At 74.4% G+C, this 14,933-nt stretch carries 14 protein-coding genes; 8 read left to right on the forward strand and 6 right to left on the reverse strand.

The window, feature by feature from the left end; translation table 11 throughout:
- Positions 1-1,998 (reverse strand): acetate--CoA ligase, encoded by a 1,998-nt coding sequence (gene acs / locus AOM03_RS06095; RefSeq protein WP_062379395.1) that lies wholly within the window; start codon positions 1,996-1,998, stop codon positions 1-3.
- A 584-nt stretch (positions 1,999-2,582) separates the two neighbouring features.
- Here acs and AOM03_RS06100 point away from each other — a divergent pair.
- Positions 2,583-2,858 (forward strand): hypothetical protein, encoded by a 276-nt coding sequence (locus AOM03_RS06100; protein ID WP_062379396.1) that lies wholly within the window; start codon positions 2,583-2,585, stop codon positions 2,856-2,858.
- 132 nt (positions 2,859-2,990) lie between these two features.
- On the opposite strand, the gene AOM03_RS06105 is transcribed toward AOM03_RS06100, so the two are convergent.
- Both AOM03_RS06105 and AOM03_RS06110 read right to left on the reverse strand, forming a co-directional pair.
- Entirely contained in the window at positions 2,991-3,950 is a 960-nt protein-coding gene (locus AOM03_RS06105) for a hypothetical protein (RefSeq protein ID WP_062379397.1), read from the reverse strand.
- A 104-nt stretch (positions 3,951-4,054) separates the two neighbouring features.
- Positions 4,055-4,852: an HAD family hydrolase gene (locus AOM03_RS06110; protein WP_062379399.1), complete on the reverse strand. Its 798-nt coding sequence runs from the start codon at positions 4,850-4,852 to the stop codon at positions 4,055-4,057.
- 165 nt (positions 4,853-5,017) lie between these two features.
- On the opposite strand from AOM03_RS06110, the gene AOM03_RS06115 reads away from it, so the two are divergent.
- Together AOM03_RS06115 and AOM03_RS06120 are read left to right on the forward strand one after the other, a co-directional pair.
- A complete protein-coding gene (locus tag AOM03_RS06115) occupies positions 5,018-6,016 on the forward strand; it encodes a TadA family conjugal transfer-associated ATPase (protein ID WP_062379401.1) in 999 nt (332 codons plus the stop codon).
- A gap of 92 nt (positions 6,017-6,108) precedes the next feature.
- The gene (locus tag AOM03_RS06120; protein WP_062379403.1) at positions 6,109-6,954 is read left to right on the forward strand and encodes a type II secretion system F family protein; all 846 of its coding nucleotides are present in this window, start codon (positions 6,109-6,111) and stop codon (positions 6,952-6,954) included.
- 13 nt (positions 6,955-6,967) lie between these two features.
- Here AOM03_RS06120 and AOM03_RS06125 read toward each other — a convergent pair whose 3' ends face one another.
- Positions 6,968-8,224 carry an ion channel protein gene (locus AOM03_RS06125; RefSeq protein ID WP_062379407.1) on the reverse strand — a complete coding sequence of 419 codons (1,257 nt, stop codon included), beginning with the start codon at positions 8,222-8,224 and terminating at the stop codon, positions 6,968-6,970.
- A 274-nt stretch (positions 8,225-8,498) separates the two neighbouring features.
- Here AOM03_RS06125 and AOM03_RS06130 point away from each other — a divergent pair, with 274 nt between their 5' ends.
- From AOM03_RS06130 to AOM03_RS06150, 5 genes are all read left to right on the forward strand, one after another.
- Positions 8,499-8,699, forward strand: a complete 201-nt coding sequence (locus AOM03_RS06130; protein WP_062379409.1) for a DUF4244 domain-containing protein — start codon at positions 8,499-8,501, stop codon at positions 8,697-8,699.
- 100 nt (positions 8,700-8,799) lie between these two features.
- The gene (locus tag AOM03_RS06135; RefSeq protein WP_082092195.1) at positions 8,800-9,288 is read left to right on the forward strand and encodes a MarR family winged helix-turn-helix transcriptional regulator; all 489 of its coding nucleotides are present in this window, start codon (positions 8,800-8,802) and stop codon (positions 9,286-9,288) included.
- A gap of 84 nt (positions 9,289-9,372) precedes the next feature.
- Entirely contained in the window at positions 9,373-11,157 is a 1,785-nt protein-coding gene (locus AOM03_RS06140; RefSeq protein ID WP_227589911.1) for a tannase/feruloyl esterase family alpha/beta hydrolase, read from the forward strand.
- Between the two features lie 257 nt (positions 11,158-11,414).
- Entirely contained in the window at positions 11,415-11,738 is a 324-nt protein-coding gene (locus tag AOM03_RS06145; protein ID WP_062379413.1) for a TadE family type IV pilus minor pilin, read from the forward strand.
- Between the two features lie 125 nt (positions 11,739-11,863).
- Entirely contained in the window at positions 11,864-12,187 is a 324-nt protein-coding gene (locus AOM03_RS06150) for a TadE-like protein (RefSeq protein ID WP_156157653.1), read from the forward strand.
- Positions 12,188-12,473: 286 nt separating this feature from the next.
- On the opposite strand, the gene AOM03_RS06155 is transcribed toward AOM03_RS06150, so the two are convergent.
- Both AOM03_RS06155 and AOM03_RS06160 read right to left on the reverse strand, forming a co-directional pair.
- Entirely contained in the window at positions 12,474-14,306 is a 1,833-nt protein-coding gene (locus AOM03_RS06155) for a trehalase domain-containing protein (RefSeq protein WP_062379418.1), read from the reverse strand.
- Positions 14,303-14,857: a sigma-70 family RNA polymerase sigma factor gene (locus tag AOM03_RS06160; RefSeq protein WP_082092196.1), complete on the reverse strand. Its 555-nt coding sequence runs from the start codon at positions 14,855-14,857 to the stop codon at positions 14,303-14,305. Before AOM03_RS06160 ends, AOM03_RS06155 begins: the two co-directional genes overlap by 4 nt.
- Between the last annotated feature and the right edge of the window lie 76 nt (positions 14,858-14,933).

A 14,933-nucleotide genomic window follows, 5' to 3' on the forward strand; every position in this document is an offset into this window, starting at 1 on the left:
TCAGTCCTTGGTGCCTGCCGCGAGGCCGTCCCGGATGGCGTCCATCACACTCGAGTCCGCGAGCGTGGTGACGTCGCCCACCGGGCGGCGCTCGGCCACGTCGCGCAGCAGGCGCCGCATGATCTTGCCCGAGCGCGTCTTGGGCACCTCCGAGACCACCAGGATGGTCCGCGGCCGCGCGAGCGCGCCGATCTCGTGGCGCACGTGCTCGCGCAGCGCGGCGGCGACCTCGTCGCCGTCGGTGGGCACCGCATCGGCGTCCTGGCGGACGATCACGAACGCCACGACGGCCTGGCCCGTGACCTCGTCCTGCGCCCCGACCACCGCAGCCTCCGCGACCCACGGGTGCGACACGAGCGCGTGCTCGATCTCCGTGGTGGTGAGGCGGTGGCCGGAGACGTTCATGACGTCGTCGATGCGGCCCAGCAGCCACAGGTCGCCGTCGACGTCCTTCTTGGCTCCGTCGCCGGCGAAGTACATGCCGTCGAACCGGTTCCAGTAGGTGCGCCCGTAGCGCACGGGATCCGCCCAGATGCCGCGCAGCATGCTGGGCCACGGCTCGGTGATCACCAGGTAGCCGGCCTCGCCGGGGCCCACCGGAACCCCCGCATCGTCCACCACGTCCACGCTGATGCCGGGCATGGGCGTCATCGCGGAGCCGGGCTTGGTGGCGGTCACGCCGGGCAGCGGGGAGATCATGATGGCGCCGGTCTCGGTCTGCCACCACGTGTCGACCACGGGGCAGCGGTCGCCGCCGATCACCCGGCGGTGCCACATCCACGCCTCCGGGTTGATGGGTTCGCCCACCGAGCCGAGCAGGCGCAGCGAGCCCAGGTCGTAGCCGTCGGGGATGGCCTCGCCCCACTTCATGAACGTGCGGATCGCGGTCGGCGCCGTGTAGAAGATGGTCACGCCGTACTTCTCGACGATCTCCCACCAGCGGCCGCGGTGCGGCGTGTCCGGGGTGCCCTCGTAGAGCACCTGGGTGGCGCCGTTGGTCATGGGGCCGTAGACGATGTACGAGTGGCCGGTGATCCAGCCCACGTCCGCGGTGCACCAGTAGACGTCGGTCTCGGGCTTGAGGTCGAAGACCATGCGGTGCGTGTGGGCCGCGCCCGCGAGGTAGCCGCCGGTGGAGTGGAAGAGGCCTTTGGGCGTGCCGGTGGTGCCGGACGTGTAGAGGATGAACAGCGGGTGCTCGGCGGGGACCCAGACGGGCTCGTGGTCGGCGGGCTGCGGGTCGACCACGTCGTGCCACCACAGGTCGCGGCCCTCGGTCCAGGCGGTGTCCTGGCCGGTGCGGCGGACCACGAGGACGTTCTTGACGCTCGCGCATTCCTCGGGGTGGTGGTCGCCGGCCGCGAGGGCCTCGTCGACCAGGGGCTTGAGCGCGAGGTGGGCGCCGCGGCGGTTGCCGCCGTCCGCGGTGATGACCAGCTTGGCCTCGGCGTCGTCGATGCGCTGGCGCAGGCTCTCCGCGCTGAAGCCGCCGAAGACCACCGAGTGGATCGCGCCGATCCGCGCGCAGGCCAGCATTGCGACCACGGCCTCGGGGATCTGGGGGAGGTAGATCGCGACCCGGTCGCCCATCCGGACGCCCAGGGACGCGAGCCCGTTCGCGGCCCTCTGCACGCGCTCGTGCATGTCGGCATAGGTGAGGGTCTGCGTGTCGCCGGGCTCGCCCTCGAAGTGGAAGGCGACGCGGTCGCCGCGACCCTCGCGCACGTGCCGGTCGACGGCGTTGTCGCACGCGTTGAGGGTGCCGTCGTAGAACCACCGGGCGAAGGGGGCGTCGGTCCAGTCGAGGATCTCCGTGAACGGCCGGTGCCAGGCGAGCCGCATCGCCGCCTCGCGCCAGTACTCGAGCCGGTCGACGCCGGCCTTCTTGTACTCGTAGGCGCGCGCGTTGGCGTGGACGGCGAATCCGACGGCCGGCTTGAAGGTGCGGCGTTCGCGGTGAAGGTTCTCGAATGTGGGGGTATGGGCGTCATTGACCATGTGCGCCACCCTAGGGCCGCGCCCGTGCGTGCGCTAGCCCCCGTCTCCCCGTCTCTCCCCGCCCCCCCGTTCGGAATTGGTAGGTGGTGGTCGGTTTCGCGAGGTCGCTGCGCGTGAGGGGTAGACCCTTGTCGTTTGTCTGCGCTTCGCCGGCCCGCCGACCGCGGACTGAAGGGGGTGTTGCGGCTTGCGGCCGCGAGGGAGCAGCAGGGTTCTCTTCGCGGCGCTAGCCGAATTCATGCACTTTGGGCCGGGAAGTCTCACGGTGTCTCAGGCGCCTGGCGCCGGGCACCTTGTGCCGAGAGCCTGATGCCGAGGGCGTGGCGCGGTTCGCGGCGCCGGGTGCCCGGCACTCGCGCTCCGCCTCCCCGCCGTTCGGATGCCCTCGGCCGCCCGGTATCCACCTCCCGCCCGGTGTTCACCTCCCGCCCGGTGTTCACCTCCCGCAAGGTGGCCACCTCCCGCCCAAAGTGCATGAATTCGGCTAGCGTGCCGCAACGGCACCCCGCCCTCGGTCGACCCTGCCGCCAGGTTGAGCGCGACTTCGCCGCGCGCGCGGGCCCATCCCGTGACACGCTGGGGGGATGTCAGGTGCAGAGGGGTTCCGCTTCGCCACCCGCACGAACGGCGAGGTCACGATCTTCCACCACGGGAAGCTCGCGAAGATGCTCAAGGACGAGTCCGCCCAGCAGTTCCTCGCCGCGGTCAAGGACGGCGACGATCAGCAGGTGATGGCCGACTGGGTGGGCAACGACGGTCAGGGCGGAGGCGTCGCCGGATCCGCGCAGGGCCCCGGCACCCACCTGCACGGCAATGGCGAGGCGCACCCCCATCAGGAGTTCCGCCGCAAGAGCGGGTGAGGTCGCGCGGGCGACACGAATCGCTCCCTGAGGCGCATGCGCCCTCCGAAAGCGACACAATTCGCTTCGCCGGGCGCCGGGCGCGACGGCGTGCGAGCGGGACGCGTGCGGGCGTGCGAGTCGGAGCGCGCCCTACTCGACCGTGAACTCGGCCGCGATGGAGAAGGCGACGGCCGGCGGCACGTCCGCGACGAACTCGGCGGGCACGTCCCGGAGCAGCACCTGGGCGAGCACGTCCTGCGGCACCTCGCAGCGGACGTCGGTGACGTTGCCGTCCGCGTCCTGCAGTTCCGTGCAGTGCTCGCTCACGCGCTCGTCGGCGTACAGCGCCGTGTAGCCGGCGGTGTAGGACAGGTTCGCGAGCCCGGTGAGGCCCTCCCCGTTGAGCACGCGCGCGATCGCGGCGGGCTCACCCAGGATGATCGGGGAGTACTGGTACACGCGGTACGTCCCTGCGGGCAGGGTCTCGTGCCGGGCGTTGAACTCCTCGGTGAGCCGCTGCGCCTCCGCGATCTCGTCGTCGGTGGCGTTGCTCCAGTCGATGTCGTCCCAGATGTCGCCCAGCTCGCTGGCGACGTCGCACAGCACCGAGCCGGTGAGGTCCAGGTTGTTCTGCGTGAGCGTGGTCTCCTGGGGGAAGGCCACGTAGTACTCCGGCACGAACTCGCCGCCCCACTCGGGGGTGACCACAGCATCGTCCCTGGTCACGATGATGCTGCCCTCGGAGGCGAGGAAGCCGATGCCCGCGGTGTCGGTGGTGTAGCCCGGCGTGATCGCGACGGTGTCGACACCCTGGACCTGGCGCAGCGACGCGTCGACCTTGGGGAGCACCCCGTTGGCCTCGGTGTGCGGCGGCGTCCACGTCTCGCCGCAGGCGGGCGGGGTGAACAGGTCCTCGCCGGACGCCGCCACCTGGGTCGCGTCGAAGGTCAGGGAGAGCGTCTCGCCCGCGGGATCGGCCTGTGCGGTGGGATCCGGCGTGGGGGCCGCCACCTGCTGCGAGTCCTGCCATGCGCGCACGCCGAACCAGCCGATCGCGGCCGAGCCGCAGGCCACCGCGAGGGCGGCGAGGGCGAGCAGAAACTTGCGCATGGGGTCCTCAGAAGGCGGGCGGGGAGGTGCTCGCCTACGGCGGCGACTGCCCCACGAGGATACGGCATGGAGGCGGCGCGGACCGGTGGCCACGCCCGCCCGGACTACTCCTCGCGGCGGTGGATCGCGGTGGCGGCGATCACCCAGACGGCGGCGACCGCGGCGACCGCGGCGACCGTGACGAGCATGGGGCGCGCCGCGTCGGTCTCGCGCAGGCCCACGGGCTGCTTGAACCGCAGGACGCCCCAGCCGTGGCGGTGCGCCGAGCGCTTGAGCGTGCGGTCGGGGTTGACCACGAACCCGTGGCCCACGGCGTTGAGCATGGGCGTGTCCGTGATCGAGTCGGAGTACGCGTAGGAGGACTCGAGGTCGTAGCCGCGCTCGTTCGCGAGCGCGGTGAGCGCCTCGGCCTTGGCGGGGCCGTACGCGTAGAAGGAGATCTCGCCGGTGAAGCGCCCGTCCTCGACCTCGAGCCGGGAGGCGATCACCGCATCGGCGCCCAGGAGCATGGCGATGGGCTCGACCACCTCCATCGCGGAGGCGCTGACGATCACCACGTCGCGGCCGTGCGCCTGGTGGCGGCGGATCAGGTCGAGCGCCTCCTGGTACACGATCGGGTCGATGTGCTCGTGCAGGGTCTGCGCCACGATGTCCTGGACGTGCGCGACGTCCCAGCCGGTCACCAGCTCGCTCAGGGCGTCGCGCAGGCGCGCGGTCTGGCGCGCGTCCGCGCCGCCCACCTCGAACAGGAACTGGGCGTACAGCGTGCGCAGCGCCTTGGAGCGCGTGACGAGTCCGCCCTCGTAGAACGAGCGCGAGAAGGCCATCGACGACGACGTCGCGATGATCGTCTTGTCGAGGTCGAAGAAAGCTGCGGCGCGGCGCCGGCGGACGCTGGTCATGCCGCCAGGTTAGTCGCCGCCACCGACACCGGGGGCACCGGTCGAGGGCGCGGGTTCGTGCGTCTCCACCCCGGCCGATGCGCACAGTCCCCTTGGCCGCGGATTCTCCCCAGGCGGGCGGTCGCCGCGCCCGCCTCCTCCGCCGGCGGCCCCACCCTGGGCGGCATGAACGACCTCGCGGCGCTCGACGCCGTGCTCGCGCTGCCGGGGGTGACGGATGTGCTGATCAACGGGCCAGGGGAGGTGTGGATGGACCGGGGGCAGGGGCTCGAGCCCGTGGCCCTCGACCTCGGGGACGCGGCGCGGGTGAGGGCGCTCGCGGTGGCGCTCGCCGCCCGCGGTGGACGTCGCCTCGACGACGCCGAGCCGGTCGCGGACGCCCGGCTGCCCGACGGGACCCGGCTGCACGCCGTGCTGCCGCCGGTGGCCGACGGCTGCGCGCTGGTGTCGCTGCGCCGTCCACCGCCGCGCGCGCCCGACCTGGCCACCCTGGTGGCCGCCGGCACCGTGCCCGCCGAGCTCGCCGACGTCCTCCGCGGCCTCGTCACCGCCCGGGTCCCCCTGCTGGCCACCGGGGCCACCGGCGTGGGCAAGACCACCCTGGTGAGCAGCCTGCTGGGGCTCGTGGACCCGGCCGAACGCATCGTCCTCATTGAGGAGGCGGGCGAGCTCGTCCCGGACCATCCGCACGTGGTCCGCCTGATCGAGCGCCGACCCAACGTCGAGGGCGCGGGCGGCGTGGGCCTCGCCCGGCTGGTACGCGAGGCGCTGCGGATGCGGCCGGACCGCGTGGTGCTGGGGGAGTGCCGCGGCGTCGAGCTGCGCGAGGTGCTGGCCGCCGCGAACACGGGCCATCGGGGCGGGATGTCCACCCTGCACGCGGACGCGGCGACCGCCGTGCCCGCGCGGCTGGGAGCGCTCGGCGCGATGGCCGGGATCCCGCCGCGCCGCCTCGCCGAGGACGTGGTCCACGCCTTCCAGGTGGTCCTCCACCTGGTGCGCGACGAGCGCCGGCGCATCGCCCAGGTGGGCCGGCTCGAGGCGCAGGGGGCGCGGCTCGTGGTGCGGGTCGCGCTCGAGGCCGACGCGTCCGGCGGGTGCGCATACGGCCCGGCGTGGCGGGGGCTCGTCGAGCTCGCAGGGTTCGCGCGGGAGGCGGCGTGAGGGCGCGGGCGTCGTGGCGACCGGGCCGGTGGCCGGGGTCCCGGAGTGCGCGCCATGGCCCGACCCGCCCGCCGGATGAGGGCTGGGACGTCGTGCTGCCGCGCGTCGAGGGCCTGCTGCGCGCCGGGCTCACGCCCGAGGAGGCCTGGCGCCGCGCGGGCGTGGCCGTTCCCGGGGACGATGCACGGGATCCCGTGGGCGCGGCGGTCGCCGCCTGCGGTCGGCTCTCCGCGACCACCGGCGCGCCGCTGGGGGCCATGCTTGCGGCCGTGGCGGCGGCCGCGGCCGACGCTCGGGAGGCGGCCGCGGTGCGCGAGGCCGCGCTCGCCGGGCCGCGCCTGTCGGCCCGGCTGTTGCAGTGGCTGCCGCTGCTCGGGATCGGGCTCGCCGCGCTGGTCGAGCCGCGCGCGCTCGGGGTGTTCGCGACGCCGGTCGGCTGGGGCCTGCTCGGGGTGGCCGGGGTGCTCGCGCTGGCCGCGCGGCGGTGGACCTCGCGCTTGGTCGCCTCGGCGTCCCTCCCGTCAGACCACGCCGAGCCGATCGTGGGCGCCGCGCTGCTGCGGGCCGTGCTCGCTTCCGGGGCCGACGTACCCGGGGCACTGGACCGTGTCGGGGAGGCGATGCGTGCCCCGCCCCTGCGCGAGGCGGCGGCGGCGCTGCGAACCGGAAGCGAGGCAGTCGACTCGCTCGGACCGGGATGGGAGCCCGTCACCCGCGCGCTCGGCGCGGCCTGGGCGGCGGGCGCGGCGCCCGGGCCGGCCCTCGAGGCCGCCGCGCGGGGGCTTGCCCGGCGGGCCCGCACGGACGCGGCGGTGGCCGCGGGCGAGATCGGGGTGAAGGCGGCTCTCCCGCTCGCGCTGTGCCAGCTGCCCGCGTTCGTGCTGGTCGGGATCGTGCCGTTGCTCGTCGCGACCGTGGGGAGCCTGGCGCTGTGGTGAGGGGCGCCCGGGCTCAGGGTTCCGTCTGGACGGTGGCGGGGCCGCGCACCAGCATGTGCGGCGCGCGGGTCACCACGAGCCAGGCGGGCAGCACCGCGACGCAGACGATCGGCAGGATCGCGATCTCTCCGGCGATGAGCATGCCGCCGAAGATGGCGAACCACCCGTCCCGGCTCACCGCCAGCACCACGCCCATCACGCCCACGCCCACCGCGAGCGTGACGGACATTCCTGGGATGAGCGCGTGACCCAGCAGCCCGACGGCCACGCCGGTGAAGAGCGCCGGGAAGATGCGCCCGCCGCGGAAGCCCGACGCTCCCGCGATGACGATCGCGATGAGCTTGATCGCGACGATCCCGACCAGGGCCGCCACGGTGTAGGAGTCGCGGCCGTCCAGCAGCGCGATGGTCTCCGCCGCGCCCTTGAACATGGTGATGGGGCCGCCGAGCGCGCCGAGCAGGCCCAGGAGAAGGCCGCCGAGCGTGACGTAGGCGAGCGGGTGGCGCAGGCGGCGGAACAGCCGGTGCGCGGGGGTGAACGCGGCGGCGGCCGCGACGCCCGCGGCGGCGCCCACGACCGCGACGAGCGAGGCCGTGAGCAGGTCGATCCATGCCGGTTCGTAGGCGGGAAGGTCGCCGGTCCAGGTGCCGCCGCCGAGCAGGTGGAACCCGATCGCGCCCGTGCTCGCCGCGACAAGCGGGGCGAACAGTCGGTCCCACAGGTGGCCCTCGCGGTCGCCGCCCAGGGCTCCTGTGAGGGCGAGCGCGGCGGCGACGGGCGTGCCGAGCATCGCGCCCAGCATCCCCGCGGCCGAGATCGTCAGCGCCGCCATCGTGGGGACCGCGGGGAGCCAGCGTCGATACGCGAGCACGGTGAACGTGGCCGCGATCATGATGACCGGACCCTCGGGGCCCAGGCTCACGCCTCCCGCGAGGCCCAGGATGAGCGCAGCGGCCACGCCGGGCAGCGCGCGCAGCGGCAGCGGCGGTGCGATGAGCTCCACGGTCGCGGTGTCGTGCCCGCCGTGGCCGGGCGCCTTCCACAGCACCAGGCCGACCAGCGCGCCGGTGAGCGTGAGGATCAGGACCGCCCACCAGCGGGCCTCCGGATCGAGGCCGAGCGCCTCCGGGAGTGCATGCCACCACGCGTGGTCGAGCGCGTGGGCCACCTCGTCGATCGCGCGCAGCAGGGCCGCGCTTGCGAGTCCGACGATCGCGGCCGGAACCGCCGCGCGCGCCAGGGCCGCCGGGCCGGGTCCCTCAGGCGTCATTTCCACCCCCTGACCGTCACCCTAGTGAGCCGATACCCCGGTGTCTTTCATGTTCGGCGACGGCGCAGGTCCGGCGGCGCGGGCCCCGCCGCGCAGGTCCCGCAGGCACCGCCGGGTTCCCACGGGGCACGCGCGCGTCGCGCGGGCCCCGCAGGGACCCGGCCGATGTCCACCGTCCGCGCGCCCCGCCGCCGGTCCCCAGACCGCGGCCCGCGATCGGCGACGGGCGCCACCGCCGCGCGAGCCTGAAGCTCCCCGACGAGAGGAGACAGGGATGCCCACCCAGCACGACCCGACCACCGCGCACGGACCGGACCCCGGAGGAAGCCACGGCGACGAGGGAATGGCGAGCGTCGAGTACGCCCTCGTCACGGTCGCCGCTGCGGGCCTCGCGGGGCTGCTGCTCGCGGTCCTGCGCTCGAACACGGTCAAGGAGCTGCTCCTGAGCGTGGTCACCGGCGCGCTCGGCGCCTGATGAGGCACGGGGACCGCGGCTCGGCGGTCGAGCTCGCGCTCGCGCCGCCGACCGCGGTCGCCGTGCTCGTCTAGGCTGGCAAGGAGGCGAAGGGACGTCGATGAGCGCGCATGCTGGGGGGCCGCGGCTGCTGTACCTGGTTAAGCAGCTCGAGCTCGCGATCCGCGCGCGACTCGACGCGGCGCTGCGCGAGCACCGGATCACGGTCACGCAGTACACCGCGCTGACGGTGCTCGAGCAGCATCCGTCCATGACCTCGGCCGAGCTCGCCCGCCACTCATTCGTCTCGGCGCAGGCGATGGAGGGGGTGGTGCGTGCGCTGCTGGAGGCCGGGCTGGTCGACCGTCGTCCCGATCCGGGCCATGCGCGGCGCCTGGTCCTCTCGCTCACGCCGGCGGCGTCCCGGCTGCTCGCCGCGTGCGCGGTCGACGTGGACCGGCTCGAGCAGGCGGCCTTCGGCGCGCTGGACCCGTCCGAGCGCGCCGCGCTCGCACAGTGGCTCGTCCACGCTCGGGGAGGCCTCGCATCGTCGCCAGGGAGCGAAGGTCCAGGTGACGCGGCCGAGCGGAAGGATTCGGGCGGCTCTTGACTGAGTATCAACTTCCTTGATACTCAGGTGGCGTGGCGCGGCACGACGGAGTGCCGGTGCCACTCACCTACAAGGGGGAGTGCGATGAACGTGACAACGAAGTCCGGCATGGCGGGGGCGGAGCAGCCCCGCGGGAGAACACGGCGCAGGCCGGCCGCAGCGGCGGCCCTCGCGGCGTCCGCGACGGCGCTGCTCGCGATGGCGAGCATGGGCACCGCCGCGCAGGCGGTCCAGCCCGGCAGCGGCAGCGGCAAGGGCATCCCGCAGCTGACCGCGGCGATGCCGGGGAGCCTCGAGGCGTGTGAGGACCTCGTAGGGTTCGCGTACGACGCGACCGTGATCACGGTGGCGGAGCACGTGCCTGCGGGCGCCCTCACGAACGCGGGCGAGGACGTCGGCGAGCACTGCCTGGTGCAGGGGCACATGAACGAGCGCGTGAGCGAGTTCGACGGCCGCACCTACGCCATCGGCTTCGAGATGCGGCTGCCGGTCGACTGGAGCGGCCGCTACCTCTACCAGGCCAACGGCGGGCTCGACGGCAACGTCGCGACCGCGACGGGCACCTTCACCGGGGGGCAGCTCGAGAACGGGCTCCAGATGGGCTTCGCGGTGCTGAGCTCCGACGCCGGTCACACCGGCTCCCAGATCCCCGTCTTCGGCTTCGAGCCGCAGGCGCGGCTCGACTACGGATACCAGGCCGTGGGCACCCTCACCCCGATGGCGAAGGCGCTGATCACCGAGGCCTACGGGCGCGGGCCCGACCGCTCCTACATCGCGGGAGGGTCCAACGGCGGCCGGCACACCATGGTGGCCTCCGCGCGGTACGCCGACCAGTACGACGGCTTCCTCGCGATCGCGCCGGGCTTCAACCTCCCGCAGGCCGCGGTCGCCCAGATCTGGGGCGCGCAGCAGTGGGCCACGGTCGCCACCGACACGGCGGACCTCAGCACCGCCCTCACGCAGGACGAGCGGGAGCTGGTCGCGCAGGCGATCATCGACCGCTGTGACGGGCTGGACCGCCTGCGTGACGGACAGGTGCTGGACACCGTGCGGTGCCAGCACCTCTTCTCGCTCGACGCCGACGTGCCCACGTGCGACGGGGACCGCGACGGCACGTGCCTCACGGAGGACCAGAAGGCGGTCATCCGCACGGTGTTCGCCGGCGCCACCACCAGTGACGGCGAGGAGATCTACAGCTCCTTCCCGCTCGATCCCGGCATCACCCAGGGCAGCTGGGGATTCTGGAAGTTCATCGCGTCCGTCGACCTCGACCCGCTCGCGGTCGGCACCGTGTTCGGCACGCCTCCCGCGCACATCGCCGCCCCGCTCGCGCTCGACATCGACCAGGCGGCGGCCGCGATCTACGCGACCACGGAGGTCTACACCGAGAGCGGCATGGAGTTCGCGACACCGCCCGACCCCACGAACCTCGACACGCTGCGCGACCGCGGCGCGAAGATGATCGTGGTCCACGGCACCGCCGACGGCGTGTTCTCGTCCGACGACACCGCGGCGTGGTACGAGGAGCTCGACGCCGAGTACCGGCAGAAGGCCGACCAGTTCGTCAGGTACTTCGAGGTGCCGGCGATGGGTCACGTGCGCGGCGGCCCGGCGACGGACCAGTTCGACGGACTCGGCGCGCTCGTCGCCTGGGTGGAGCAGGGCGACGCGCCCGACCGGATCGTCGCGACGGCCCGCGGCGAGGGGAACCCCGGCGGCGCGAACGCCGAGGTGCCGGCCGAGTGGTCGGTTGACCGCAGCCGCCCGCTGTGCCCGTACCCGCTGGTCGCGCGGTACGTCTCCGGCGATCCCGAGGACGCCTCGAGCTTCGCGTGCAAGCCCAGCGGCGGGGGGCGCGGCACCGCGTAGGGCTGCAGGGCACGACGGCGCGGCGTCCCGGTGGGGGCGTCGCGCCGTCGCCGTGCCCGGCCGCGCCCGCGATGTCCCCAACCCCGCGCGGACGGGAGGTATCCCCGGATCCGCGGGTGCGGCGATGCGAGGCGACCGCGCGCACCCCACGCTGGAGTCTCAGGGAGCAGGGAGGGCTCATGAGTGGGGACACGGCGGGTGAAGACCGTCGCGGACGCGCTCGTCACCGTCACCGTCGCCGATGCGGTCGTCGCGCCATGAGGTGCGGGGACCGCGGCTCGGCGGCGGTCGAGTTCGCGCTCGCGCTGCCGGCCGCGGTCGCCGTGCTCGGCCTCGGCCTCGGCGCGGTCCTCGCGGTCGGCGTCGACGGCGCCGTGGGGGCGGCCGCGCTCGCGGGCGCGCGTGCGGCGGCGGTCTCGGGGGACGATGCGGGGGCTGCGGCCGCACGCAGGGTCGCCGGGGCCTCGGTGCGGGTGTCGGTGGCACGGTCGGGCGGGTGGGTCGAGGTGACGGTGCGCCGAGATGCGGGCTGGCCGTGGGGCGAGCGGGTCGCGACCATCGCCCGGCCCGTCGAGCCGTGAGCGGCTCGCTCGACGTTCCGGCGGGGGCGGCTCGGTGTCGCACCCGCCGCGCCCGGCGTACGCGCCGCGTCCACCCGTCAGCGTGTGCCCGATGGCGCTCCGACGCGGGCGCCGGTTCCGTGGTCGTGGCGGGGATCGTGGCGGCGTTCGGGCTCGCCCTCGCCTTGCTCGCGGGCGCGATCGGCGAGGCGAGTCAGCGCGCTCGGGCGCAGCAGGCGGCGGATGCGGCCGCCCTCGCCGGGGCATGGGCGGCGCGCGCGGGACTCGTCCTGATCGAGGCGGGCGGGGCCACGCCGTGCGCGACCGCCGGCGGCGCCGCGGCCGCGGCGGATGCGACGGTCGAGTCCTGCACGGTCTCGGGCCGGGTGCGGGTCGAGGTGCGCGTCCGTCACGGGCCGGCCTCGGCGACCGCGGTCGCGGGCATGCGGTCGGCCGGGGCGGCGCCCTGATGCCGGATCAGGTGGATCGGCGGCGACCCGGGCTGAGGGGGGGATTGCCGGGTCGCCGCCGACCGGTCCCTCCCGAGGCAGACGGCTGAGGGTTCGCCGCCTCGGGAGGCCTGAGCGCACTTGGGCGCGAGCCCAAGTCAAGTCGCCTTCCCTGGCGAGCGCCTTCATTGCCAACGCGCGAGTCGCGACACGCGGCGCCCAACGTGACGAACATCACACCCGCAGGCGGATTCGGGTGGGGCGCACGCGCGCCCCGGATCGGACGGCGCGGATCAGAGGCCGTCGCCTAGGAGACGCTGACCTCGCCCAGCGACGTCCATACCTGGAACGATGCCCACTCCGAGCCGTCGGGCGCGGGCATGAGCGCGTCCTCAGCGGTGTCGCCGTCGAGAATGCCGTCGCTGCCGATTGCGCCGTCGCTCGACGAGGCGCCGTCGAGGGCGGGCGTCTGGGCGGCGCCGTGCTCGAGGATCCACTCGTCGTCGGTCACGTCGTCCGTGGCGGTTCCGGCGGCCGAATCGAGGCCGGCGGCGCCCCACACGTCGAGGTGGTGCACGGCCAGCAGGGTGTAGGTGCCCGGCTCGACCGCGGACTGGCCCGCGCTGGTCCAGCAGCCGGTGACGTCGCGCCAGAGGAAGGTGCCCTCGATCGACGCGCCGGACGGGAAGGTGCCCTCGAGGGCGCGCGCCTCCGCCTCGGCGCCCGCGGTGCCCTCGGCGTACGCGATGTCGACGGCGCCGCGGTCGAGGGCGACGGGGTTCGCCTCGGCGACCACCGCGCCGTCCCGCACGAGCGCGAGCTGGAGGCTGTCGCGCCCCCAGAAGCCGGAGAGGTCCCACGCGGAGGTGTTCGTGAGCCGCACGCTCACCTCGGGATTGTCGTCGACCACCCAGCCGTAGCTGACGGAGATCCGGTCGGGTGCGTCGACGGCGACATCCAGCACGTCCATGCGGCTCGAGGCGGCGGGGAAGCTGCCGTCCGCGTCGTCCCACGCGCAGCCGAACCACGGTCCGTCCGAGGTCCTCAGCCAGCGCTGCGTCCCGGGCGCCATGTCCCACGCGCCGGCGAGCCCGGCCGCGTACAACTCGTTCGCGATGCCGGCGTCGAGGGCGCCGGTGGACCCGGGCGTCGACGGCGCGGGCTCGGCGGGGGACGCCGGGTCCGCGGGCGACGCCGGGTCCCCGGGCTCGGCAGGTTCCGCCGCGCCCAGGTAGGAGGCGAACGGGTCCTCGACCGCGTCGCCCTCGACCGCGAACGCGGTGGACGCCACGAGCCGGTGCGCGGCGGCGCCGGAGGCGATCGCGCCGCCCGTCTCCCACAGCTCCTGCGACACCACGAGCTCGTAGTCGCTCGCGGGCAGGGCCGCGCCGTCCCAGCAGTTGACCAGGGGGAACGCGACCGTCTGGGTCGTCGTCTGGTCCGCGGCGAAGGTGACGGCCGAGGCGTCGGCGGCCGCGTCACGGTCGCCGGCACCCAGGTCGCCAGCACCCGCACCCCCACCGCCCAGCACGCCCACCACGATGCCGTCCCACAGCACCACGCCGTCCAGCCCGAACGTGTCGAAGGTGGCATCGGCGAGTCCGGTGGTGGTGACCTCGACCGGCAGATCGGCGCCGCCCACGGCGGCGCCCGCCCCGTCACCAGAGACCGCGCCCGAGACCGCACCCGCACCCGCACCACCGACGACGACCGACAGCGCCGCCGGCGCGTCGCCGCCCGCGAAACCGTCGCGCGCCAGCTCGGTGCCGCACAGGCCCCAGGCCAATCCGGTGCCGGCCAGCGCATCGTCCAGGGCCACGCCCTCGGGCAGGGCCGCGCCGGAGACCGCGCCATCGGTGCCGTCGCCCGCCGCGCCGCCGCCGGCGGCGTCGCTCGAGACGCCCGACTCCTCGGCGGCCTCGCCGGCGAAGGTGGTCGCCGCATCGTTCCCGGGGGTGACCCCGGGGCCCACGATCGCGACGGCCACGAGCGCCGCGGCGCCCGCGCCCAGCACCGACCCGGCGCCGGCGCGCACGCCGCGCTGGCCGGCGACCCGCCGGTTCACCCGGCGCAGGTCCACGTGGGTGTCGTCGAGGGGCGCGCGCTCGGCGGCGCCTCGGAGGGCATCGGAGAGGTTCATGGCTGGCCTCCCTTCTGCCGGCGCTGGGGAACGCCGGCGGTCGTGTCATCGCCGCTCAACTCCTCCACGACGGCCAGCAGCAGCTCGAGCCGCTGCAGGCCGTCGTGGAGATACCGCTTCACCGAACCCGGTGCGAGCGAGAGGTGGCGGGCGATCTCGGGGACGGTGAGGTCGTCGAAGTACCTCAGCACCACGCACGCGCGCATCCGCGGGGGCAGCGAGGACAGCGCCTCGGCCACGTCGGAGCCCGCCTCCACCGCGCCGAAGCGGTCGGGCGCCGCCTCGTCGGGCTGGAACAGGTGCTGGACGCGCTTCCACCGCTGGGAGCGGCGGTAGCCGTCGATGTAGACCGTGGTGATCGCGCGGCGCACGTACGCCTCGGCCTGCAGGGTCGTCAGGTTCGGACGGGGGCGGGAGAACGTCTTCACGAGCGCGTCCTGGACCAGGTCCTGCGCCTGCGTCGAGTCGCCGCACACCAGGTACGCGTAGCCCAGCAGCGCGCGCTCGCGGTCGCGCACCAGCTGCGCCATCATGTCGCGCCACTCGCTCATCGGTCACCCACCCCGTCGTGTTCCTTCCTGCAGTACCGACGCACGCCAACGCGAAAACGTTGGTCCTTTCCCCGGA

The sequence above is a fragment of the Demequina pelophila genome, assembly GCF_000971175.1.
Lineage (GTDB): Bacteria > Actinomycetota > Actinomycetes > Actinomycetales > Demequinaceae > Demequina > Demequina pelophila.

Bases quoted from the DNA above. Each gene is read 5' to 3' on its own strand.
- acs (WP_062379395.1), bottom strand. From the start codon at position 1,998: ATGGTCAATGACGCCCATACCCCCACATTCGAGAACCTTCACCGCGAA.
- AOM03_RS06100 (WP_062379396.1), top strand. From the start codon at position 2,583: ATGTCAGGTGCAGAGGGGTTCCGCTTCGCCACCCGCACGAACGGCGAG.
- AOM03_RS06105 (WP_062379397.1), bottom strand. From the start codon at position 3,950: ATGCGCAAGTTTCTGCTCGCCCTCGCCGCCCTCGCGGTGGCCTGCGGC.
- AOM03_RS06110 (WP_062379399.1), bottom strand. From the start codon at position 4,852: ATGACCAGCGTCCGCCGGCGCCGCGCCGCAGCTTTCTTCGACCTCGAC.
- AOM03_RS06115 (WP_062379401.1), top strand. From the start codon at position 5,018: ATGAACGACCTCGCGGCGCTCGACGCCGTGCTCGCGCTGCCGGGGGTG.
- AOM03_RS06125 (WP_062379407.1), bottom strand. From the start codon at position 8,224: ATGACGCCTGAGGGACCCGGCCCGGCGGCCCTGGCGCGCGCGGCGGTT.
- AOM03_RS06130 (WP_062379409.1), top strand. From the start codon at position 8,499: ATGCCCACCCAGCACGACCCGACCACCGCGCACGGACCGGACCCCGGA.
- AOM03_RS06135 (WP_082092195.1), top strand. From the start codon at position 8,800: ATGAGCGCGCATGCTGGGGGGCCGCGGCTGCTGTACCTGGTTAAGCAG.
- AOM03_RS06140 (WP_227589911.1), top strand. From the start codon at position 9,373: ATGAACGTGACAACGAAGTCCGGCATGGCGGGGGCGGAGCAGCCCCGC.
- AOM03_RS06145 (WP_062379413.1), top strand. From the start codon at position 11,415: ATGAGGTGCGGGGACCGCGGCTCGGCGGCGGTCGAGTTCGCGCTCGCG.
- AOM03_RS06155 (WP_062379418.1), bottom strand. From the start codon at position 14,306: ATGAACCTCTCCGATGCCCTCCGAGGCGCCGCCGAGCGCGCGCCCCTC.
- AOM03_RS06160 (WP_082092196.1), bottom strand. From the start codon at position 14,857: ATGAGCGAGTGGCGCGACATGATGGCGCAGCTGGTGCGCGACCGCGAG.